Consider the following 20,988-nt stretch of genomic DNA (forward strand, 5'->3'; position numbering starts at 1 on the left):
TGAGGTGGATAGGTCCGGGGTGGAAGCGTGGCGACACGTGAAGCTGACGGATACTAATCGATCGAGGACTTAACTAAATGATATGGCGTTGAATGAAGCTCTTATTTAGTTTTCAGGGTACAAATTACAAAACCCTTGCATTTTGCGTCAAAAACGCTTATAATAATCCTTGTCCTTAAACATAACAGGCTCTGTGATGAACAGAGCACCATTAGATTTAAACGGTCTGGTAGCAATAGCGGAGAGGACACACCTGTTCCCATGCCGAACACAGCAGTTAAGCTCTCCAGCGCCGATGGTAGTTGGGGTTTAACCCCTGCGAGAGTAGGACGCCGCCAGGCTTTTCCTATACTTTTTTATATAAATTATTCCACAGTAGCTGGCTGCAAGCAACATTGAATATGCTACTATGTGCAGGCCTGCGAGGCGTGCTGCATCACCGAAGCAACTTGCAACAAGACGAGCACAACTATCGTGGTTATAATACCTTGAAAAAACACTTCACATTATTCCACAGTAGCTCAGTGGTAGAGCAATCGGCTGTTAACCGATCGGTCGCAGGTTCGAATCCTGCCTGTGGAGCCATTTTTATGCTTCCATAGCTCAGTCGGTAGAGCGCTTCCATGGTAAGGAAGAGGTCGCCGGTTCGAGTCCGGCTGGAAGCTCTGCATTCAAACGCCTGTCCCCCAAGGGATGAGGCGTTTTTTAGTAACCCCCCTCTACATTTCGCAATTGCATCAGTCCTTGCGAAATGCCTCATGTGTTGGCAATATAATCCCTTATTTGCTTTTCACTCTAAGTTCTAAAACTTTTTCTTTATAATCTCCTCCAAATTCAATAAAAGGGAAAATACAATTCGTCAATTCCGCTTGCCATGGTGATGGCGAAAATTTTCCAGACCAATGTGGAACATCTCTTTATTCTCGAGGAAAAGGATTATAAGGCATGACTATAAAGGGGTTTCAAGACGATGGGTAAAGATTATGCACCGCTGACTTATTTTTATCATTGGTATTTTGTTTTTGCTAATGAGTAGCTTCATGGATGGCTGTCCACTATAAAGGGCGAGCCACAAATTTGACGCGCCTTGTTTAAGCAGTTTATTACATTGGTAAAAATAAAAGTGCCATACTAAAGGTGTAAGCTAAAATAAGTTGGAGGGATCGTGATGGGAGCTCGTTTAGATTATTATAAGATTGCACCGGATCACCGGATGCTGCAAAGATTATGGTGGACTTCGAAAAATATATAAAATCCATTGACCTGGAACCAACTTTGCTGGAACTCGTCAAGACACGAGCATCACAAATAAACGGATGTGCTTTTTGACATGCATACGAAAGATGCACGGGCAAATGGTCAAACGGAACAGCGCTTATACGGATTGAATGCGTGGCGGGAAACGGATTATTATACAGCGAAGGAACGTGCCGCTCTAGCATTAACGGAAGCGGTCACGCAAATTTCAACCAACCATGTATCCGACGAACTATATAATCACGTCAGCACTTATTTTAACGAAACGGATTTTGTTGATCTGGTTTATGCCATCAACACGATTAACAGCTGGAACCGCATTGCCATCACCATGCGTGCCGTGCCGGGAGAATACCAGCCAACAAGTCGATAGTAAGACCGCCCGTCCATTTATATAAAAAACAGGGAAATAAGCGCTCTTATCCCCCTGCACCATTTTTCGTTATGTTCTGTCCCAAAAACGCTGCTGTGCGATGGCAGCGATAAAGTCATTTCCGAAGTCAGGACAATTTGCCGCAAAGACAACGCCGGCTAGGTTGTTATGCGGTGTCGTTTGAATAAACGGCTGCCCGGTTGTTGCGACACCAATTGGCTTGTAGTGTTTATAGGCCATGTTCACGAAATCCATAATATTTTGCGCAAATTTAGCTTCATTGTCTGCCTTTCCACCAACGACATAAAGCGCATCATACAGGACCGGATAGGTTGTTTTAAATGTCTCATTGACTTCAATTGTCGTACCATCCGACCCGGTAACCATCCCCAGCTTCTCACTGATGATATCCATAAACACGCCACATTGCTGCAAGGTGTCCAGCGTATATCTGACCTCCTCACCGTTAAAACCATTATCAATTAAGACACCAACTTTTTGTGTCGCGGCATAATGCGGTGTATTGGCCTGGCTGATGGCCGGGGAGCTCTTTGTGATGGGAACATGGGAGCCTTCTGGACGTTCAACACCAATATTATCAGCAATCACACAGGCCATCTCTCGATCAACATTTGCCCAAAATTCCACATTTTGCTGCCTAACCGATTTACTTTTGACAGAGCCAAGGTGGTAATTAAATGTGTCTATAAGGTCTTCTTTTTCAACATGTGATAAGCTGTTCCAGAAAAGTCTCGCCTGCGAAAAGTAATCATAGAACGATTCACTTGGGCGTTCCCTTGTCTTGTGACCTTCTACTTTCTCGGGATAATGGGCGTATCCACCTTCTTCAGGAGGGGTTTCGGCTGGTGTATTACCGGCCAATGTGTTGTTATGATAGTCTACGGAGTCAACGTCGATGCGATATTTTGAATAGCTGTCCCGATAGTTATAGTTCGTTTCTGAAATAGGTTTGTTAACAGGTATCTCATTAATATTTCCTGTACCAAGACGATGGTAATCGGTATCTCTGTAAGCAAACGCCCTTCCTTGCAAAACAGGGTCATTTGTGAAGTCAATTCCCGGGATGACCGTTGCCGGGTCAAATGATGACTGTTCTTCCTCGGCGAAGAAGTTATCAACTAACCGGTTCAATGTCAATTTACCAATAATTTCAACAGGAACTTCTTCTTCTGGCCACAGCTTCGTATCATCTAAAATATCAAATTCAAATTTAAACTCATCTTCTTCAGCAATTAATTGGACACCCAATTCATACTCAGGATAGGCACCGCATTTGACCGCTTCAATGATATCATGGCGATGGAAGTCCGGGTCGACGCCGCCGATAATATTCGCTTCATCAAGCAGCAACGAATGAACGCCAAGTTTAGGCACCCATTTAAATCGGACATAGGTCGATTGGCCATGTTCATTAATAAACCGGAATGTATTGATTGGCCATCCCGCCATCATGCGCCAGCTTCTTGGCCGTCCCCGCATGGACATCAGCCACATCACCATATGGGCTGATTCCGGATTGCTGATAACATAGTCCCAAAAAGCATCGTGCGCAACAGTCGCTTGCGGTACATCCGTATTTGGGTTCGGCTTAACGGCATGTGTCACATCCATAAATTTCATCGCATCGGCAAGAATGAAGACAGGAAATTGGAGTGCCAGATTATCATAGTTTCCATCCTGTGTATAAAACTTTGTTGCAAAACCGCGTATATCGACGGCTGTATCTTTGGATCCCTTACTTCCGATAAAGTTGGAAAATCGCGTAAACACAGGTGTTTTGGAGCCAGGTCTTTGCAGAAAATCGGCTTTTGTGACATGGCGCATTGATTTATACAACTCAAAGTCTCCATATAACCCGAAACCCCTGGCATGAACGACTTTTTCCGGTATACGTTCCCGGCTGAAGCGAGACTGTTTTCTGTAAAAGTGAAAGTCTTGAAATAATAACGGACCGCGTCTTCCTGCTTTTAAGCTCCACCGATCATTGGATACTTTATACCCGGCATCATCCGTCATTTTCTCGCCTGGGCCAGTGTTTTTTTCATAGTATTGTTCAAGCTGTTCCTGCTTTTCGTCCTTGTGGGGCTTATGATGATGGTACCCTCTTGATGACTTGTTGTTTTCGTGTTCGTCCATGGTATCACCCATCCTTATCGTTAGAAATTTAGCTCCAGTTACATACCTATTCGTCATATGTGGGATTATGCCAATTTTTGCAGGGTGTTGGTAAAATTTTTAACTGGCATGAATATCTGCAAAAAATTTCTGTCCAAACGATTTAAACATTTCATTAACCTGCCGATATAAGAAGTGAGATCATCATGGAGGATGATTAGCCATGGCGTTAACGCTCAGAAGAAAACCGGGAGAAAACGTGTTTATCCCGCATGTAACTGGCAGTAAAACCCTCACTTCAAGACGATGAGGCAAAACCAAAGAGGTTAAGTGAGGGATAAAACTGCCAGTAAATGCCCGACTCTGTTCAACTAACAATCAGTGGGGGATAGATGAACGCAGACTAAAAACACCACGTCATTTGGTAACGTCTGCATGACCCACATCCTGTAGGCAAAATACCACTGATTGAAGTTTCACTTTATCACGGATGAACACGGCAGGAAAATTGAAGTCGAAGTGATCAAAGCTGAGGGAAACGGCAACAATGCCCTCAAGCTTCGCATCACCGCTCCACAGGCATTCAACATTGCCCGTGGCGAGATTTACGGTAATAACTCCTGATATTCAGGGGCTATTATAAAACTAGCATTTCACAAGGACAGGTCTTGCTAGTCAAAACAAAAAACACGGAGGTAGATGGATTATGCAAATTAATCACAACATTGCGGCGTTGAACACAAACCGCCAACTGTCGATGAACAACAGCGCGACAGAAAACTCGTTGGAGAAGCTGTCGTCAGGTCTTCGAATTAACAAAGCTGGAGATGACGCTGCGGGACTGGCCATCTCGGAAAAAATGCGCGGGCAGATTCGCGGTTTGGAACAAGCTCAAAGCAATGCACAAGACGGTAGACTTGAAATGCCGCTCTAGGTAGCAATACTTAGAAGAAAACTCCGTGAATTCGGTGGAACCCCAAACCAGCTTTTTCGGTAGCGGATGGTGGGCAATACCGAGCCAAGCCTAATGAATTGGTTAAAAGTAGTTAGGAAGGTGTAACGATCAGGTGGTGAGGAACCAGACCAATAACCCACCCACGAGCGCGGAGCATCCCAAGCGGATGAAGATATGATCTGAACTTTATGGAAACATAAAGAGGTAATGGATTAAATACCATTACGATAACATATTGATTTCTTTAATCCAGACTGCAGAAGGTGCTATGAACGAATCACATGCAATTCTTCAACGTATGCGTGAACTGGCTGTTCAAAGTTCTAACGATACGAATACAGATGATGATCGGGCAGAATTGCAGAAAGAAGTTGATCAGTTAGCTAACGCACTAAATGATATTTCTGAGGATACTGAATTTAATACCCAGGAATTGCTTAACGGTGAATTTGAAGCTACTTTTCATGTTGGTGCAAATGAGGGTCAAGATTTAAGTGTTACTATTGGTGATATGAGTTCTGAGGCATTAGCAGTTAATGGTACATTGACCGAAGAATCTGCACCGGAAGATTTTAAAATTGACGGTGAAGAATTTACTGGTGAGGCTCTGTTAAAAGGTGACACAGTTGTAGCAGTGGAAGCAGATAATGATAGTTTCTACGCTATTGATGATGTTAAATGGGATGCCGAAGCAGGTACTGATGGAGAGTTTGTTGCTACAGGAGGGGCTTCTGAAATAACAGTAGAAGATGGTGAAGCAGTTTACGGTGGAATTGATATTTCTTCACAAACAGAAGCCGATAGTGCCATTGAAACAATTCAAACTGCGATTGATGATGTATCAGCTGAACGTTCTAAACTCGGTGCTGTTCAAAACCGTTTGGATCACACTATCAATAACTTAGGAACATCTTCAGAAAACTTAACTGCTGCGGAATCACGTATCCGTGACGTTGATTATGACTTAGCTGCTGCTTAAGCAGTGACAGTCACAGTCGTCCTAACTGGTAACGGTTAGTGAGTACGACCGGGTGAATTGCTGGAAACCCCTTAGAGCTTTCTTCTCCACAACGTAGCTGGAAACGGCAAGCGTGAAGGATTGAAAAGAAGAACGATTGGGCAATCGAGCAGCCAAGCGCCTGTGGCGAAAGCCTGGCGAAGGTTCAACGACTAGAATAAACCACCTAACGCACAAGCTATGGTGATGAAATTCGTAGGTGAAGGAGGAGCCGCTAAAACCTCTGAATCCGAAGTGCCCGGCCCCTACCAAGATGTGAGGGTGAAGATATAGTCTAGTCATTTATGAAAGTAAATGGACGTACGATGGCGTCAGAAATGATGGAGTTCACGAAGAACAACATCCTTTCACAAGCGGCACAAAGCATGTTAGCACAAGCAAATCAGCAGCCTCAGGGAGTATTGCAGTTGCTGCAATAAATTGAAACTTGCAGAAGAGACTCTAATAATTTAGAGTCTCTTTAATTTTTGAGGATACTCCAATAATATCACTATCAAATTTCGAGGAAGCTTTCTTCTTTATATAAGAGTTTACTTCTCTATGACAAAACGTATTCAGCTAAAAAACCAGCAACATTTGAACTTAATTGTAGAATATATGTTCCTATTCTGTTATAATTAAAAAGGGTGGTTTTAATGGATAAACTGGATAGATTAAGAAAAATGTCTCCAGCTGAATTAGAAAATCAAGAAGTCATACCTATATACAAAGAAGTGATTGATGGCAGGCGAAAAGTATTGCCAAGGGGAACATGGAAAGAGGATCAAAATGTAATCGTTCTTATACGTTATACTCTTGAGATTATACTTGAACTTAAACAAGAACAAATCCCAAAAATCACAAAAAGTATAATTGCAAAGTATAAACTATGGGGATCTTTAAATCGTTTTAAATCCATTCGCAAACTAATCAATTTTGTCTATCCAGGAAAATTTACAGAATTTGATTTTATTAGAGTGCCAAAAAGTTATTGGAGTAATTTGGAAAATATCAAAAAACAACTGGATCATTGTTTGTATGAAGAATCTATTTGCACAGCAGCCATCCCTAAAGTGGTTACACACCAGTGGCTTGTTGAAAGGGGATTTTCTGCTCCATTAAAACAATTTGACCATTCTCCTTTCAAATTAGTAGATGCTGTTTACCCAGGGAAGTTTAAAGAGGTGAATTTCAAAAGTGTCCCCCAACGTTTCTGGAATGACGAAAATAAAATACGCCAGAGATTCAATGAAATGCTTAAGGCAGAAGGCATTGGGTTTTATGATGCTCCCTTGAGCGTTACTCAAAACATGTTAATAAAACATAAGTTGGGCACTGCTCTAAAAAGACATAACGGTTCTCCATCAAAATTCATTTTGTCTCTATTTCCTGAATGCTTCTCTACTAAAGATTTTCGTCCCCCAAATGGTTCTTGGAAAGATCATGATTTTGTTAAAATTACTATAGAAGATTTAATCAAAAATAATAATATACCTCGAAATGAATTACCAAAATATTTTACAAGAAAGTTTTTCAAACAGCATGGACTTGATGGATTACTACAAGAGTTTAACGGCTCCCCAATAGAATTAGTTAATTTATTATATCCAAATCAATATAGTATAACAGAATTTCAAAGAGTACCAAATAAATATTGGGAAAATAAAGAGCATCGAATTGAAGCTTTACGGTCATTTTGTTCAAAAAATAATATTGAGCGGAAAGATATTCCTAAACTAAACAGAACATATTTTCATAAAAGGTTTCCTAGATTTATAAGTATAGTTGATCGTCATTATGAAAGTAAATTTTATTTGTGGATTATGGAGTCATTTCCAGAGTGCGCGTTCCAAGCTATAGAATTTGACTTGCTTATTGGTAATGACGGCCAACTATGTGATTCGAAAGAGGAATTAGAGATTCACAACTTTCTTTTAGATTACTTAAAAGAAGCAATTATTGTTAGAGAGGGAAGGCGTTTTCTAAATAGTTTAGATGAAGAAACTTATGTTCCTGATTGGATTATTTATCAAGATAATAACAGATATATTGTAGAATACTTTGGTCTATATGAAAGCACTAGGTATGACGGTTATACTGAGAAGACGAAAAGAAAGATACAATATTATAATAGTTTGAGTGGTTATTCTTTTGTACCAATCATGCCATCAGATTTTAGAGGATGCGGATTTAAAAAAATACAAGAAATTATATTCACACATGGATTGAAAACTCCAGAGCTATTATAGTTCTGAATCCCAAAATGGTTGGATTGAATATTGTAGTTACGTCTTTAGATCGTTATGTAAACTCACTTTCCAGCACCTTTATACCACGAAAATTTTTACGCACAAAGGATGGGAAGCTGCTATTAGATCCAAACAAAAAATTTGATAAGGAATGGTCCGAGAATGATGAAGCATACGATCTCTTCTAACTTGGAATTCGGGGAAGTGTGTGTAAAGCTTTAGTCTATTTCAACAACCCTATTTTCACTTAAATCGCCAACCCTGTCATTTATCGAAAAAACCACCGGACACAACTGCCGATGGTTAATCCGTTCATATCTGACCCTGAGCTAAATAACCCGCATAAGCCATTATATATTCCACTCCATTGAGATCATTCGTTCCATGCATGTTAAAGTTCACATCAAATAGGTACAGCGTCATCGTTTCATCAAAAATGAAATGAAATGTCACGTTATTAAACTGTTCCTGATAAAATTTTTCAAGAGAGGCTATAACCTTGAATGATAGGCTATCCATTTGTTCTGGAACGTTTTCTGCTTCACTTTCCTTACGATTATGTCCCGTCAAGGTGTTATCACTTTTATCAGGTTCCATAACAGGTTGTCGACTGACAACTGTCCAATCCCCACTCCCATCTTTCATCATGTGCACTCTAAGCAATATGTTAGTGTCTGTCACCGCCCCAAAATGCTTTAGAACGATATAGCTACCTTTCTTAATCAACTCTCTTAAGTACTCGGTAAGGTTTATGTCATTGTAATGCGCTTCTGTTTCTCCGACCGTTACCAAGTAATTATCAATAGCCAATTTTGATATAATATGAGCCTTACTAGCAGATGCACCACGATCGGGTTTCAGCACGACGTCGCCATACTGGTTTATAAAATGGAAAACATCTTTGGGACGTTCTATCTTTTTATAAGGAACGATAAGATTTTGCAAATCCCTATCAGCTGCCAAGTGATTAAAAACACTTAGCCGGCTGATTGAATTCGGTGCTAGTTCGTTGGTAAACGGTATGTCTTCCAGCTCTTCATAGACAGAATGATACCGTTTCGTACCTCGCATTCTAAGCTGGTCATATATCACATCCGGGTATTCCACAACTTTAGGCACCCATTCCGCATTTTTATAGACATGTCCCCTGATGAGCACCTCATCAAAATCCAAATCTTTCGGCGTAAAATAGAAAAAGTCCAAGCCTTTTTCGCGGGCGGCATTGGCACATGATACAGCCAAATCGTCCGGTTCACCGTTCCGTATCAGCATACCGACCCTATAACGTTCACTCGGTTCGGCCCATGGCAAATCAGTGGTTCGTGCATCAAATTGTCCTTTAATCAGTTTTCGCTCAGCCAATTCATTCGTATGGACGATACCATTTTTGGCAAGATAAGTGGCATAAGCAACCGTATTGGCTGCCCGCTCCTTCTCGTGGAATAAGGTTTGTGGACCATTGTTCACCTCGTGCAGCCAGAACTGGCCATTGTCATCAATGGTTATGTCAATTCCCAATTCATCCAAGGCCAGCCCGTGAATGTTATCAAGATGCCGTGTTAATCCCATGGCAATGTCGAGCGTTTTTTGCTCATATTCCTTACCCTCATGATCAAACTCTCTTTCAAGGAACGACCCAAGCGCCTCGATTCTGCCTTCATTGGCGATGTTACTCAGGTTACTTTTTTTGTTGCCAACACGCGGGTAAATTTTTGTCAGCTGCCATTCGCCCTTACCATTTTTCTGCATGTGCGCACGAAAATGAAATGGCTCGTCCTTTTTCGTGCGTGAATGAATATATCGCTGAACCAAATAGCTGTTTTTCTTTCTTAAAATGACGTTATCAAGCCACTCATTAAATGTTTCCTGGCCCATGATTTGTTCCTTTTTATGATCCAATAATGCATAGCGATTACCCCTTTTTTCGACAAAAAAGATATTCTCGCCCCGGCGTCCCATAATCGGCTTGAGCACGACAATTTTGTTATCCAGCATAAAATCGTGAATGATACGTTCATTTTTACAAACCTTGAATGGAACTAGCAAATGCGCATATTTCCTGTATTTGACGAGTTTTTTTGGCAAATGAAACTTATTGCCGACATAGAAACTGGTGAAGGGTAGTTCGCGCCGCAGTCTCCGCTCGGTACGGGATTGTTGTATACGGGAACTTGGACTAATATTATTGATGACATCCGGAAAAGGAGCAGCGACTTTTTGCCATTCATGGTCTTTAAAAACGTCAGCATTGATCTGTTTGTTGTCAAAATCCACATCATCTGACGAAAAGAAGATCAGTCCGACACCCTGACGATCTGCTTCTTCCACATAAGCATTAATCCGTTCTTCCGAATAAGCAGCACGGGGGTTAGCCCGGCTTGAGTAGACACCAATTGTGATCGGCTGTGTCACCTGTTCACTAGGAATGTCAGCCTCAAATGTCTGTCTTAACGCTCTCAACTGCGGCATAAGAGAAAACTGAATGACTTCTGAGACTTTTAACAAATTCCCTTGTTCCATCTGCTTAGCTATCAGATGAATGCTGCGTTCAATGCTTTCCTTATTTGTTTGGATTTCCACTGAATGTGTTGTCGTTAATGTGTTTGCGATTGCGCTAAATCCATCAACGATGGTACTGAATATATAAATGCTCTGATTAAGGTTTTTCTGTTTAACTAAACCAGTAAAATGGCTGGCGGCCTCTATTAGTGTATCGATGATATTTAACGTTTGTGGAAGTTGCTTTTCTTTTAATGTAGCCATCACGCATGCTCCTTAAAAAATACTTGAGAATATCTATTTATTATATCGGCTAAGCGGGCGCAAAATTGAATAGGCAATCCTTGTTATGATTTGTCTGATTTGTCTGTCACCTGATATTCTGCTATACTGACCTTAGATAAACGCCTCAGTAAGTCCCCACATATCATAAAGGATGTGCTGACATGTCACGAAACACGCTTGTTAAGGAACATACCCCGAATTATCTTACACGAAGAACCGTAATGGAAGACCCTCAGAACTACCAGAAAAAAGCTAAGAGGAAATCAGGTAACATTCTAAAGCGGATACCGCTCGAACGATTAATGGATCTTAAGGTTGATTATGCTTTCAAGCAGCTATTTGGTAATGAAAAGAACAAAGACATCACCGTCGTATTTTTAAATGCCATTCTGCAAAGAACCGGGCGAAATCAAATAAAGGAAATTTCATTTACAAATACGGAATCAGGCGGTGAACATGCAGAAGATAAGCAGTCCAGGCTGGATTTGCTGGTGACTACGAACGCGGATGAACAAATTAATGTAGAAATGCAATTCACCAATCAATATAATATGATTAAACGTTCCATTTACTACTGGGCGGGGGTATATCGAGGCCCGTTTAAAAAGAAAATGACATACAGTGAACTAAGACCGGTTATTGCCATTAATATCCTCAATTTTAATTTATTCCCGCAAACAGAGCGTTTCCACACGACGTACCACTTGTATGAGGATGAGGAAAAATTCAAGTTGACGAATGTGATGGAATTCCACTTTGTTGAGATGTCCAAGTTAATCAAGGACTGGAAAGACGACAAACTGGATCCATGGAACGATGTGCTGGCTAGGTGGCTAATGTTACTTGGGATGGTGGATCACAGGAACGATGAAGTGTATGAAGACATTTACCGGGAACTGGAGGTGATAGCCATGAAGGATGAGTCATTACGCAGCGCGTTCGAAGGCTGGGAAGAATTAAGTATGACGGAGGAACAATATCTGGCTTATGAATCGCGTTTAAAACGGATAAGAGATGAGGAAGCTGCCGAACGCGAAAGGGAACTTCAAATACAAGAAGCGAAACAACGTGTACAAGAAGCGAAACAACGTGTACAAGAAGCGAAACAACGCGTACAAGAGGCGGAAAAGCAAGTACAAGAGGCAGAAAAACAAGCGCAAGAGGCGGGAAAACAAGCACAAAAGGCCGAAAAGGAAGGCAGAAGGCAAGGCAAACAAGAAGGTATACAGTCAGGAGAGAAAAATGCCAAAGAGGCAATTGCCCGCCGCCTTTTGGCAAAAGGTATGGAAATTGAAGTCGTTATAGAAACGACTGGCCTTCCAAAGGATACAGTTATTGAAATTCAGCGTGTGATGCAAGAATAGGCTTTATGATTGGATTGTTCAAACGGGTTTCCATTAAGTTGCCGGACTTAGTGGAAACTTTTTTAAACAACAACCTTTTGCGCAGCAATGAAAACTAACCATCATTAACTTGCTGTATCATTCAAAATTGCCTTAAAAGAAGTGCGATATCGACATGACACGAAAAAAAACATCCCAATCGAGTGAACGAGCTACCAATGACTTATGATCATTATGCTGATCTTCCAGATGATGGTCAGCGTTACGAGCTGGCTAACGGTGTATTGCAGACTATGTCACCATCTCCGCATCCATTACATCAATTGTTGAGTCAGTATTTATCTAAGCTGCTGATTCAAAGTTGCCAAAACGATAATATATAACCTTTACTGCTCCGATAGATGTTATACTGTCTGAGCATGAAGTAAGGCTGCCTGATCTTGTTATGGTTCATAAAATAAGACTTAAGATTGTAACAGATAAAGGGATTGAAGGCAGCCCTGATTTAGCAATCGAGGTATTTCGCCATCATCTATTAAGCGCGATCGCAAGGAAAAAATGAAAATGTATGCTAAATACGGCATAGCTGAATATTGGCTGGTTGACTCGGTACAGGAAGCACTTGAACAGTATACATTAGATGTGGATCACTATGACTTGAAGGAAATTTACCGGGAAGATGAAACCGAAACATCACCTCGTATGCAGTGCATCTCCTTTTCAATGAATGATATATTTTCGGATATACCCGATCTGCCGAATGCCTGAGTTCGCTAATAAAAACAGTCTATAACGAGAGGAAGGAATCATCTTGAATACATTCCCACTTTTAATCCTGCTCGCCATTATTGTCACGATTATGGAAATTTTCGTGGCGGTGTATTTAATTAAAAGACATGATATGAGTGTGTGGCGGTCACTCTATACATCATTGCCGGTTGTCGTGATTGTCTGGGTTGTCGCTTTTATGTATACTTAGCGATCAAATTTTTGACGTGTGACCAGCCTGTATATCACATATTGCACAAAGAAAACGGCAAAGGCCAATAAAATTAGTCTCACATAATACCAGGTGCCGGTCCCTAGCAAATCAAGCGGTGTGCTGGCGGTTGGTGTATGCGACAAGTATAAATAATTAGAACCCAACAGCGGATTGACCAAAAACCCGATGAGGACAGCATAGATCAGCAAATAGCCATATGTTTTCAGGAATGACTTGAATGTAATCGTGACGTGACTGGAAACGACTAAAAATATACTAGTCCATGAAATCGTCATGTGGTGGATAAAAAATTTCAAATAACGATAATGTGGAAAATCAAACGGTAATTCGGGCGTAACCAAAGCCAAAAACGATGGGATGAGTCCGATAAAAAATGTGATTTGGATTAATCGCTTGTTATGATTAATAAGAGCGATGGCGACGGTGATGCCAGCTATGCCACAGAGGTGAAGAAATAGATGCTCACGTAAACTCCAAATCCCATTTAAAGCGGTGTATGTCTGATAACTGACCTCGGATAAAATTAGGATGGTGAACAAGCTCCAGCGAATCATGTTGTAGGCGGCAGGATTGTTCAGGATTTTTTTGGCCAGCGACAAAAAAACCGCGACCCCGGCAAAATAAATCAATAAGGCGATAATATGACTCGCGCCGAACGCGTTGAAAGGTTCACCGTTTGCTTCCAGGAAAATAGTCCCCATCATGATCCTCTCCTGCACACGGATTTGAAGGTTACTTTTTGGTAAATTAAATTATAAAGGGAAAAGCTGAATTTGAAAATAAAAATTTTCCTTTACCCTCTTTACAAAGAAGGACAACCTGTATATAATAAAATCTGTCGGTTTTGGCTATACATACTTCAAAGCATGGCACACGCGCATTATGGCCCGTTGGTCAAGTGGTTAAGACACCGCCCTTTCACGGCGGTAACACGGGTTCGAATCCCGTACGGGTCACCAGCGGAGGATTAGCTCAGCCGGGAGAGCACTTGCCTTACAAGCAAGGGGTCGCAGGTTCGAACCCTGCATCCTCCACCATTTACTATGCCCGGTATAGATAAAATGAAATCGCGCAAGAATATTGACCAGGAGACGCCGGTCTAGCCCAATTGGCAGAGCAAGCCGCCAACATCACCGAGTAAGCTACCAAGTGCAGGCCTGCGAGGAGTGCAACATCACCGAATCAACTTGCAACACGACGAGCACACAAAATGATAACACACATAAGATTAAGACCACTATATTATCAAATGCCGGTCTAGCTCAATTGGCAGAGCAAGCCGCTAACATCACCGAGTAGGCTACCATGTGCAGGCCTGCGAGGAGTGCAACTTCATCGAATTCACTTGCAACACGACGAGCACACAAGATGATAGCACACAAGGAATTAAGAGAAGTTTCTAAAATATGCCGGTCTAGCTCAATTGGCAGAGCAACTGACTTGTAATCAGTAGGTTGGGGGTTCAATTCCTCTGGCCGGCACCATTAAATTTTTCATGTATAAAATAATACGTTGTTAGTAACAATAAGTACGGAGGGGTAGCGAAGTGGCTAAACGCGGCGGACTGTAAATCCGCTCCCTCAGGGTTCGGGAGTTCGAATCTCTCCCCCTCCACCATATTCCTGATTATTGGGCTATAGCCAAGCGGTAAGGCATCGGGTTTTGATCCCGTGATTCGCTGGTTCGAATCCAGCTAGCCCAGTCTTTTTTTATGTCTATTTTCAAAAAGGTGGTTTTATGTGTCGTCGCTTGCGAGGAGTGCCTGCTTCACCGAAACAGCATGCAACACGACGAGCACGACGCCGACATCATCGAATATGCGACTATGTGCAGACCTGCGAGGAGTGCAACTTCACCGAATTAACATGCAACACGACGAGCACCCCAAAGCACTTATAAGAGTGAATCACTAAAGTAAATGATATACTTTTTATAAAATCCACGAGCCATTAGCTCAGTTGGCAGAGCATCTGACTTTTAATCAGAGGGTCGGAGGTTCGAATCCTCCATGGCTCATCAGAACATAATACGTTAGCATAATTACATAACAGACGAAACGAGAGATAAACAAGGTTGTTATGGTGTTAACAGCCTTGTTTATTTGCATTTTTTCCTGTTTTTTTACATAATAGAAACAGTAAAATTGATAATCAATTAGTATGTCTTTCACATATTCATAATGCGTATAAAAGGATGAGACGGCATGGAAACTTCCAGAATTCCCGGCTTTTATAACATGACAGTTGAAGAGCGCCGCCAATTGCTGACCTCGATGGATCTGTTTACCGAAGACGATACGGCTTATTTATTTTCCAAACAGCCGTTAGCCATCGACACAGCTGATAATATGATTGAAAATGTGATTGGGACTTTCCCGCTGCCGTTGGGGTTGGGATTGAATTTCCTCATAAACGGGAAAGACTACGTTATACCAATGGCTATAGAAGAACCATCCGTCGTGGCTTCGGCCAGCCATATTGCGAAAATTGTCAGAGATGCTGGTGGGTTTACGACCGAAGCAACCGGCCGGGTGATGACCGGACAAATTCAGGTTGTCGGTTGCCCGGATTTCCATGCTGCCAAAGAAGCCGTTTTACGGAAAAAAGATAGGTTGCTTGAAGCAGCTGATAATGCTTACCCCAGTCTACTGAACAGGGGTGGCGGAGCAGAGGATCTGGATGTTCGAATACTAAATGAAGAGGCGGATTCCAAATATGGTCAGATGCTGATCGTCCACCTTTACGTTGATACACGTGATGCGATGGGTGCCAACATGATTAACACGATGGCTGAATCATTGGCGCCTGTTATTGAAGATTTGACTGACGGAAAGGTTTATTTGCGCATTCTTTCCAATTATCCGGAACGCTGTCTTGCGCGGGCACGGTGTGTGATTCCACCGAATAGGCTGCAGACAGGGGAATTTTCCGGTGAATACGTGCGTGATGGGGTCATCCATGCTTATGAATTCGCCGCATCCGATCCGTACCGTGCTGTCACGCATAATAAAGGCATCATGAATGGCATCGATCCAATCGTCATTGCGACCGGGAATGACTGGCGTGCGGTGGAAGCAGGGGCTCACGCACATGCGGCCCGTGATGGCATGTACACATCGATGACAGCCTGGTCTAGGGACGAGCACGGCAATCTGGTCGGTGAGTTGGAATTGCCGATGTCAATCGGGACGGTTGGCGGTTCAATCAGAGTACACCCGATTGCGAAACTTGCCCACAAACTTCTGAATGTTGACTCAGCAGAAGAACTTGCCCAGGTGATTGTAGCTGTCGGACTTGCGCAGAACCTTGGCGCATTAAAAGCCTTAGCAACGGATGGAATCCAGAAGGGACATATGGCATTACATTCTCGTTCTGTTGCCATTGCAGCAGGAGCTACAGGGGAGATGATTGATATGATTTCACAGCGCCTGATTGATGAAAACGAAATTCGTGTCGGAAAAGCTAAAGAATTGGTGGAAGAATATAAAAAATGAGTGTAGAAAAAGCGACAACTTCCGTACAAACAGCTATCGGTGTAGCTCATAGCAAATTAATTCTGATTGGCGAACATGCCGTTGTCCATGGACAGCCGGCCATTTCACTCCCATTTCCGCTAGTGGGTGTGGAGGCCATTGCGGAATATGTCCCGGGTTCGGTCAAGATTGACAGCACATTTTACCATGGCCCGATTGAGTCCGTACCTGAATCATTAAGTGGCCTCACCACATGTGTTGAGGCGACACTGGATCATCTTGACTTGCCGCATCAGGATTTGCTGATCCGGATAAAGTCATCTATCCCGCCCGGAAAAGGACTGGGGTCAAGTGCGTCGGTGGCGGTTGCAGTTATTCGTTCATTGTTTGCCTATGCTGAAGAGGACTATCTGATAGAAGATATATTACATCTGGCAGACATATCGGAAAGACATGCACACGGTGAGCCAAGCGGTATTGATACACTGACCATTACGTCCGAACTGCCAATTTGGTATCAGAAAGAAGAGCCGACCGACTTGATTGAGCCGCAGGGCGATTTTCACTTTATCGTGGCCGATTCCGGTAGAATGGGCGATACCCGGCTGGCAGTGGAATCGGTGACAAAACTGGTTAAATCAGCACCACGCCGGATTCAGGCTAAACTGGAACGGATCGGGGAAATAACCCACCGGGCGAGAACGGCCCTGGAAACAGCGAGCAAGCACTTGCTCGGTCAGCTGTTAAACGAAGCCCAAAAAGAATTGGAAGCCCTTGGTGTCAGTGATGCCGGTTTGAACAGGCTGATCTATTTTGCCCGGCAGGAAGGTGCACTGGGTGCCAAATTGACAGGAGCCGGCAATGGCGGATGTGTCATCGCACTCGCTCAAAATGAAATGCACTCCAAACAGCTGTGCGAAAAACTGAAAAAATTTGGAGCACATGCTGTCTGGTCATTCGCATTGAAAAAGAATACCGACTAATCCATAGGTGTGCCAAAGGTAAAATGATCACTTTAAGATGTCATTTTACCTCGTTTTTGTGACAAACTTTTGCCAGCACTGAAGGGGATATGACATGAAAGCGACAGCTAAAGCCCATACAAACATTGCCCTTATCAAATATTGGGGAAAGCGCGATGAATCATTGATCCTGCCGATGAACAACAGTTTATCGCTGACATTGGACGGTTTTTATACGACAACGACCGCCGAATTCCGGGAAGACCTGACAGCAGACCGGTTTCATTTGAATGACCGGCTGGTTGACGGAACAGAATACCAGCGGGTGACCGCATTTCTTGATCGGATTCGCAGAGCGGCAGGCAGACCGGATGTGTTTGCCGACATCCATTCAACCAATCATGTCCCGACAGCGGCCGGATTTGCATCCTCGGCGTCCGGGTTTGCTGCGCTAGCCGCTGCGGCAGCCAAGGCGATTGGTTTGCAGGTTACCGACCCAGAGCTTTCCATGCTGACGAGGCAGGGCTCCGGTTCCGCCTGCCGGTCGATTTATGGCGGGTTTGTCGAATGGGAAAAGGGCACAAAAGCTGATGGTTCGGATTCATATGCGGTTCCGATCGCTCCGAAAGATCATTGGGACCTCCGGGTGGCTGCTGTTGTGTTGTCATCGTCTGAAAAGAAAATTTTAAGCCGGGAAGGGATGAAACGAACGGTGGAAACGTCCCCCTTCTACCCTGCCTGGGTCGACAATATTCCAGATGACCTGGCTGCCATCAAGCAAGGCATCAGCCAGAAAGACTTTGAAAAGGTGGGCGAGATTGCTGAAGCGAATTGTCTCAGAATGCATGCGACAACTTTAGCTGCAAGCCCCCCGTTCAGCTATTGGCACAGTACGACGATGGCGATTATGCAAGCTGTACAGGATTTAAGGGTGTCCGGTGTACCGGCCTTTTTTACGATTGATGCCGGGCCGAATGTCAAGGTGCTGTATTTGCCTGAACAGGAGAAGATCATCCGGAACACGCTCCAGGAGATCCCTGGCGTTCATGATGTCACGGTCAGTAGGCCTGGAGAAGGCGTATCCTACATTTAGGGGTTGAATAGGTTGCCAGATTCATCGTTGACAGTACAAGTCCCTGGTAAACTGATGGTTGCCGGCGAGTTTGCTGTTCTGGAAAAATATCAGAAATTGGTTGTCATGGCGGTCAATCGCTTCGTTTATGCCACCATCCGTGATAGCAGGGTAAATCGCTTGACCCTGGAGTCGTTTGACCTGCATGATATGGTCTGGGCTTATGAATCCAACAACGTTCATGTTAAAACGGATGATGCACGTGTCCGGTTTGTGGCGGAAGCGATGACCACTGTTTATACCTATTTACAGGAGCATGACATCACGCCGGATCCCTTTCATCTCGTCATCCGCAGTGAATTGGATGATGCATCAGGCAAAAAATATGGTTTAGGATCGAGTGCAGCGGTCGTGACGTCCGTTGTCGCGGCTATGCTAGAGCGTTTTTGGCCGGAAAAATCGTCCGATACGTTGATTTTCAAACTAGCAGCCATTTCCCATGTGAAAACACAGGGAAGCGGCTCCGGTGCTGATGTGGCTGCTTCCTCCTATGGCGGCTGGCTGGAGTATGCATCCTTTCAGGCAGACTGGCTGTGGGATGCTTATCAGCAGTTCACGCGGATCACGGAGCTGGTCAATGCTGACTGGCCGTATTTTTTCGTTCAGCCCGTTACACTTCCGGACACTATCCATTTGTGTATCGGCTGGACCGGCTCACCGGCTTCAACAACTAAGCTGGTCGATAAAATTTCAGCATTGAATGCGACAGATCCCGCCTTATATCAGCAGTTTTTGACGGATAGTGCTGCAGCGGTCCATACGTTTTTGGAGGGTATCCGCTATGCTGATGGTTCGCTTATTTTTGACGGGACACGACAAAACCGGCGTGCATTAGCTAAAGTGGGGCAAGATGCCGGGGTAGACGTGGAAACCCCGCTTCTGACAACATTATGCGACCTCGCTGAAGCACATGGCGGGGCCGGAAAATCGTCCGGTGCAGGCGGCGGTGACTGTGGCATTGCCTTTATGCCATCTAAGGAACAAGCTGACCAGTTGATGAAAGCATGGCAGGAAGCCGGCATTCAACCGCTGGCTATCGAACCAAATGCTGCCGGTGCAACGATTCTTTAAGCAGGTTATGCCTGAGGGGTGGCCTGCTTTTTTATAATATAAAAAAATATAAAATTTTGATGACGTTTTCAATACTGAAGTCGGCTAATTCATCGATTCCTTCCAATCTGATTTCTATTGATGTATATCTATACATTTTTTTGTTGAGTTGAGTCATCCGTTGCACTTCCGCTACAATATAAGTAAGCGCTTAAAAGGGAGGGTGACACGATGCAGAATAACATGTCCATTATTGGCGTGCCGATGGATTTGGGTCAAAACCGGCGCGGGGTTGATATGGGGCCAAGCGCCATTCGCTACGCAGGTGTCGTGGAAAGACTCGAAAATCTGGCCTATCACATCGCGGATCTGGGGGATGTGCCTGTTTCCCGGCCGGACAGTAAAGACAACGTGCAAGAGGGCAATTTACGCAACTTAAAACAAGTCGCTGACAGCAATCAACAATTGGCGAAAATGGTCACTCAGGAAATACACAAAAACCGTTTTCCACTGGTGCTGGGTGGTGATCATAGTATCGCGATCGGCAGCATGGCCGGTATCGCCAAACATTATGACAACCCCGGTGTCATCTGGTACGACGCACATGGTGACTTGAATTCCGGCGACACGTCACCGTCCGGGAATATACATGGCATGCCACTTGCCGTCAGTCTGGGCATTGGTCATGAAAAACTGACCAATATTCTGGACTACACCCCAAAAGTTAAAGCGGAAAATATTGTGATTATCGGAGCGCGTTCCCTCGATCCGGGCGAAAAGGAACTGATCCGGGAACAAGGCATCACGGTATACTCCATGCATGAAATTGATCGCTTGGGCATGTCTCAGGTGATGGCCAAGGCAATTGATTATCTGAAACAACGAACAGACGGTGTTCATTTGAGTCTGGATTTGGATGGCCTGGATCCTGACGAGGCGCCAGGCGTGGGCACACCAGTCATCGGTGGTCTATCTTACCGTGAAAGTCATCTGGCAATGGAGATGCTGTCTGAGGCGGATATTCTGACATCAGCGGAGTTTGTTGAGGTGAATCCAATCCTGGATGATCAAAACAAAACAGCAACACTCGCTGTCGGATTGATCGGTTCATTATTTGGTGAAAAATTGAAGTAAACTTAGCGGCCATCTGGTCATGTGCCACACAAACGTATAAGACATCGATGCTGTCTGGGTGTCTTTTGTTTAAGAAAGGATCAAATTTTGGCCGACATGTTCAATTCCGAAATTGGCTAACTCGCCGATTTCTTCCAATCC

The 20,988-nt window shown here is 43.6% G+C and carries 15 protein-coding genes, 8 tRNA genes, 1 rRNA gene and 3 pseudogenes; 24 read left to right on the top strand and 3 right to left on the bottom strand.

The window, feature by feature from the left end; all coding sequences use genetic code 11:
* Positions 1 to 225 precede the first annotated feature (225 nt).
* The 4 genes and pseudogenes from rrf (at position 226) to ACFQ4A_RS04415 (ending at position 1,630) form a co-directional block, all read left to right on the top strand.
* A 5S ribosomal RNA gene (gene rrf, locus ACFQ4A_RS04400) occupies positions 226 to 341 on the top strand.
* A gap of 169 nt (positions 342 to 510) precedes the next feature.
* A tRNA-Asn gene (locus ACFQ4A_RS04405) sits at positions 511 to 585 on the top strand.
* A gap of 7 nt (positions 586 to 592) precedes the next feature.
* Positions 593 to 665: transfer RNA gene (locus tag ACFQ4A_RS04410), tRNA-Thr, on the top strand.
* 562 nt (positions 666 to 1,227) lie between these two features.
* Positions 1,228 to 1,630, top strand: a pseudogene (locus tag ACFQ4A_RS04415) (carboxymuconolactone decarboxylase family protein).
* Between the two features lie 69 nt (positions 1,631 to 1,699).
* Here ACFQ4A_RS04415 and ACFQ4A_RS04420 read toward each other — a convergent pair.
* Positions 1,700 to 3,787 carry a catalase gene (locus tag ACFQ4A_RS04420; protein WP_382397990.1) on the bottom strand — a complete coding sequence of 696 codons (2,088 nt, stop codon included), beginning with the start codon at positions 3,785 to 3,787 and terminating at the stop codon, positions 1,700 to 1,702.
* Between the two features lie 447 nt (positions 3,788 to 4,234).
* Here ACFQ4A_RS04420 and ACFQ4A_RS04425 point away from each other — a divergent pair, with 447 nt between their 5' ends.
* From ACFQ4A_RS04425 to ACFQ4A_RS04445, 5 genes and pseudogenes are all read left to right on the top strand, one after another.
* Positions 4,235 to 4,390, top strand: coding sequence for a carbon storage regulator (locus ACFQ4A_RS04425; protein WP_382397992.1), 156 nt, complete (start codon positions 4,235 to 4,237; stop codon positions 4,388 to 4,390).
* An 82-nt stretch (positions 4,391 to 4,472) separates the two neighbouring features.
* Positions 4,473 to 4,679: pseudogene (locus tag ACFQ4A_RS04430) on the top strand (flagellin N-terminal helical domain-containing protein); the annotation flags it as partial.
* Positions 4,680 to 4,932: 253 nt separating this feature from the next.
* Positions 4,933 to 5,679 (top strand): annotated as a pseudogene (locus ACFQ4A_RS04435) (flagellin N-terminal helical domain-containing protein); the annotation flags it as partial.
* A 377-nt stretch (positions 5,680 to 6,056) separates the two neighbouring features.
* Positions 6,057 to 6,158: a flagellin gene (locus ACFQ4A_RS04440; RefSeq protein ID WP_379553676.1), complete on the top strand. Its 102-nt coding sequence runs from the start codon at positions 6,057 to 6,059 to the stop codon at positions 6,156 to 6,158.
* Between the two features lie 216 nt (positions 6,159 to 6,374).
* On the top strand, positions 6,375 to 7,967 hold the full coding sequence (locus tag ACFQ4A_RS04445; RefSeq protein ID WP_382397994.1) for a hypothetical protein: 1,593 nt from the start codon (positions 6,375 to 6,377) through the stop codon (positions 7,965 to 7,967).
* Between the two features lie 312 nt (positions 7,968 to 8,279).
* On the opposite strand, the gene ACFQ4A_RS04450 is transcribed toward ACFQ4A_RS04445, so the two are convergent.
* A complete protein-coding gene (locus ACFQ4A_RS04450; protein ID WP_382397996.1) occupies positions 8,280 to 10,730 on the bottom strand; it encodes a YheC/YheD family protein in 2,451 nt (816 codons plus the stop codon).
* Between the two features lie 182 nt (positions 10,731 to 10,912).
* Between ACFQ4A_RS04450 and ACFQ4A_RS04455 the strand changes: the two genes are divergently transcribed.
* From ACFQ4A_RS04455 to ACFQ4A_RS04470, 4 genes are all read left to right on the top strand, one after another.
* Complete coding sequence (locus tag ACFQ4A_RS04455) at positions 10,913 to 12,115, top strand: Rpn family recombination-promoting nuclease/putative transposase (RefSeq protein ID WP_382397998.1); 1,203 nt, start codon at positions 10,913 to 10,915, stop codon at positions 12,113 to 12,115.
* A gap of 197 nt (positions 12,116 to 12,312) precedes the next feature.
* The gene (locus ACFQ4A_RS04460) at positions 12,313 to 12,477 is read left to right on the top strand and encodes a Uma2 family endonuclease (RefSeq protein ID WP_382398000.1); all 165 of its coding nucleotides are present in this window, start codon (positions 12,313 to 12,315) and stop codon (positions 12,475 to 12,477) included.
* Between the two features lie 181 nt (positions 12,478 to 12,658).
* On the top strand, positions 12,659 to 12,862 hold the full coding sequence (locus ACFQ4A_RS04465; RefSeq protein WP_382398002.1) for a Uma2 family endonuclease: 204 nt from the start codon (positions 12,659 to 12,661) through the stop codon (positions 12,860 to 12,862).
* A 43-nt stretch (positions 12,863 to 12,905) separates the two neighbouring features.
* Positions 12,906 to 13,073, top strand: coding sequence for a hypothetical protein (locus tag ACFQ4A_RS04470; RefSeq protein ID WP_382398004.1), 168 nt, complete (start codon positions 12,906 to 12,908; stop codon positions 13,071 to 13,073).
* On the opposite strand, the gene ACFQ4A_RS04475 is transcribed toward ACFQ4A_RS04470, so the two are convergent.
* The gene (locus ACFQ4A_RS04475) at positions 13,070 to 13,798 is read right to left on the bottom strand and encodes a YwaF family protein (protein WP_382398006.1); all 729 of its coding nucleotides are present in this window, start codon (positions 13,796 to 13,798) and stop codon (positions 13,070 to 13,072) included. The genes ACFQ4A_RS04470 and ACFQ4A_RS04475 overlap by 4 nt on opposite strands.
* A gap of 183 nt (positions 13,799 to 13,981) precedes the next feature.
* Between ACFQ4A_RS04475 and ACFQ4A_RS04480 the strand changes: the two genes are divergently transcribed.
* The 11 genes from ACFQ4A_RS04480 (at position 13,982) to rocF (ending at position 20,847) form a co-directional block, all read left to right on the top strand.
* Positions 13,982 to 14,056, top strand: a tRNA-Glu gene (locus tag ACFQ4A_RS04480).
* Positions 14,057 to 14,058: 2 nt separating this feature from the next.
* Positions 14,059 to 14,134 (top strand) — tRNA-Val (locus ACFQ4A_RS04485).
* Positions 14,135 to 14,505: 371 nt separating this feature from the next.
* A tRNA-Thr gene (locus ACFQ4A_RS04490) sits at positions 14,506 to 14,581 on the top strand.
* 48 nt (positions 14,582 to 14,629) lie between these two features.
* Positions 14,630 to 14,714 (top strand) — tRNA-Tyr (locus ACFQ4A_RS04495).
* A gap of 13 nt (positions 14,715 to 14,727) precedes the next feature.
* Positions 14,728 to 14,799, top strand: a tRNA-Gln gene (locus ACFQ4A_RS04500).
* Between the two features lie 241 nt (positions 14,800 to 15,040).
* Positions 15,041 to 15,113 (top strand) — tRNA-Lys (locus ACFQ4A_RS04505).
* Positions 15,114 to 15,300: 187 nt separating this feature from the next.
* On the top strand, positions 15,301 to 16,590 hold the full coding sequence (locus ACFQ4A_RS04510; protein ID WP_382398008.1) for a hydroxymethylglutaryl-CoA reductase, degradative: 1,290 nt from the start codon (positions 15,301 to 15,303) through the stop codon (positions 16,588 to 16,590).
* Positions 16,587 to 17,552, top strand: a complete 966-nt coding sequence (gene mvk, locus ACFQ4A_RS04515) for a mevalonate kinase (RefSeq protein WP_382398010.1) — start codon at positions 16,587 to 16,589, stop codon at positions 17,550 to 17,552. The genes ACFQ4A_RS04510 and mvk overlap by 4 nt, the downstream gene beginning before the upstream one ends.
* A gap of 94 nt (positions 17,553 to 17,646) precedes the next feature.
* Positions 17,647 to 18,624, top strand: a complete 978-nt coding sequence (mvaD, locus tag ACFQ4A_RS04520; protein ID WP_382398012.1) for a diphosphomevalonate decarboxylase — start codon at positions 17,647 to 17,649, stop codon at positions 18,622 to 18,624.
* 12 nt (positions 18,625 to 18,636) lie between these two features.
* Complete coding sequence (locus tag ACFQ4A_RS04525; RefSeq protein ID WP_382398014.1) at positions 18,637 to 19,734, top strand: phosphomevalonate kinase; 1,098 nt, start codon at positions 18,637 to 18,639, stop codon at positions 19,732 to 19,734.
* Positions 19,735 to 19,944: 210 nt separating this feature from the next.
* Entirely contained in the window at positions 19,945 to 20,847 is a 903-nt protein-coding gene (gene rocF / locus ACFQ4A_RS04530) for an arginase (protein WP_382398016.1), read from the top strand.
* The last annotated feature ends 141 nt before the right edge of the window (positions 20,848 to 20,988 follow it).

This window comes from Lentibacillus salinarum, from assembly GCF_042679865.1.
Taxonomy (GTDB): domain Bacteria; phylum Bacillota; class Bacilli; order Bacillales; family Amphibacillaceae; genus Lentibacillus; species Lentibacillus salinarum.

Excerpts from the sequence above, each read along its gene's own strand:
- ACFQ4A_RS04475 (WP_382398006.1), bottom strand. The coding sequence starts at position 13,798 with ATGGGGACTATTTTCCTGGAAGCAAACGGTGAACCTTTCAACGCGTTC.
- ACFQ4A_RS04455 (WP_382397998.1), top strand. The coding sequence starts at position 10,913 with ATGTCACGAAACACGCTTGTTAAGGAACATACCCCGAATTATCTTACA.
- ACFQ4A_RS04465 (WP_382398002.1), top strand. The coding sequence starts at position 12,659 with ATGTATGCTAAATACGGCATAGCTGAATATTGGCTGGTTGACTCGGTA.
- mvk (WP_382398010.1), top strand. The coding sequence starts at position 16,587 with ATGAGTGTAGAAAAAGCGACAACTTCCGTACAAACAGCTATCGGTGTA.
- ACFQ4A_RS04420 (WP_382397990.1), bottom strand. The coding sequence starts at position 3,787 with ATGGACGAACACGAAAACAACAAGTCATCAAGAGGGTACCATCATCAT.
- ACFQ4A_RS04445 (WP_382397994.1), top strand. The coding sequence starts at position 6,375 with ATGGATAAACTGGATAGATTAAGAAAAATGTCTCCAGCTGAATTAGAA.
- ACFQ4A_RS04450 (WP_382397996.1), bottom strand. The coding sequence starts at position 10,730 with ATGGCTACATTAAAAGAAAAGCAACTTCCACAAACGTTAAATATCATC.
- mvaD (WP_382398012.1), top strand. The coding sequence starts at position 17,647 with ATGAAAGCGACAGCTAAAGCCCATACAAACATTGCCCTTATCAAATAT.
- rocF (WP_382398016.1), top strand. The coding sequence starts at position 19,945 with ATGCAGAATAACATGTCCATTATTGGCGTGCCGATGGATTTGGGTCAA.
- ACFQ4A_RS04460 (WP_382398000.1), top strand. The coding sequence starts at position 12,313 with ATGACTTATGATCATTATGCTGATCTTCCAGATGATGGTCAGCGTTAC.
- ACFQ4A_RS04510 (WP_382398008.1), top strand. The coding sequence starts at position 15,301 with ATGGAAACTTCCAGAATTCCCGGCTTTTATAACATGACAGTTGAAGAG.
- ACFQ4A_RS04440 (WP_379553676.1), top strand. The coding sequence starts at position 6,057 with ATGATGGAGTTCACGAAGAACAACATCCTTTCACAAGCGGCACAAAGC.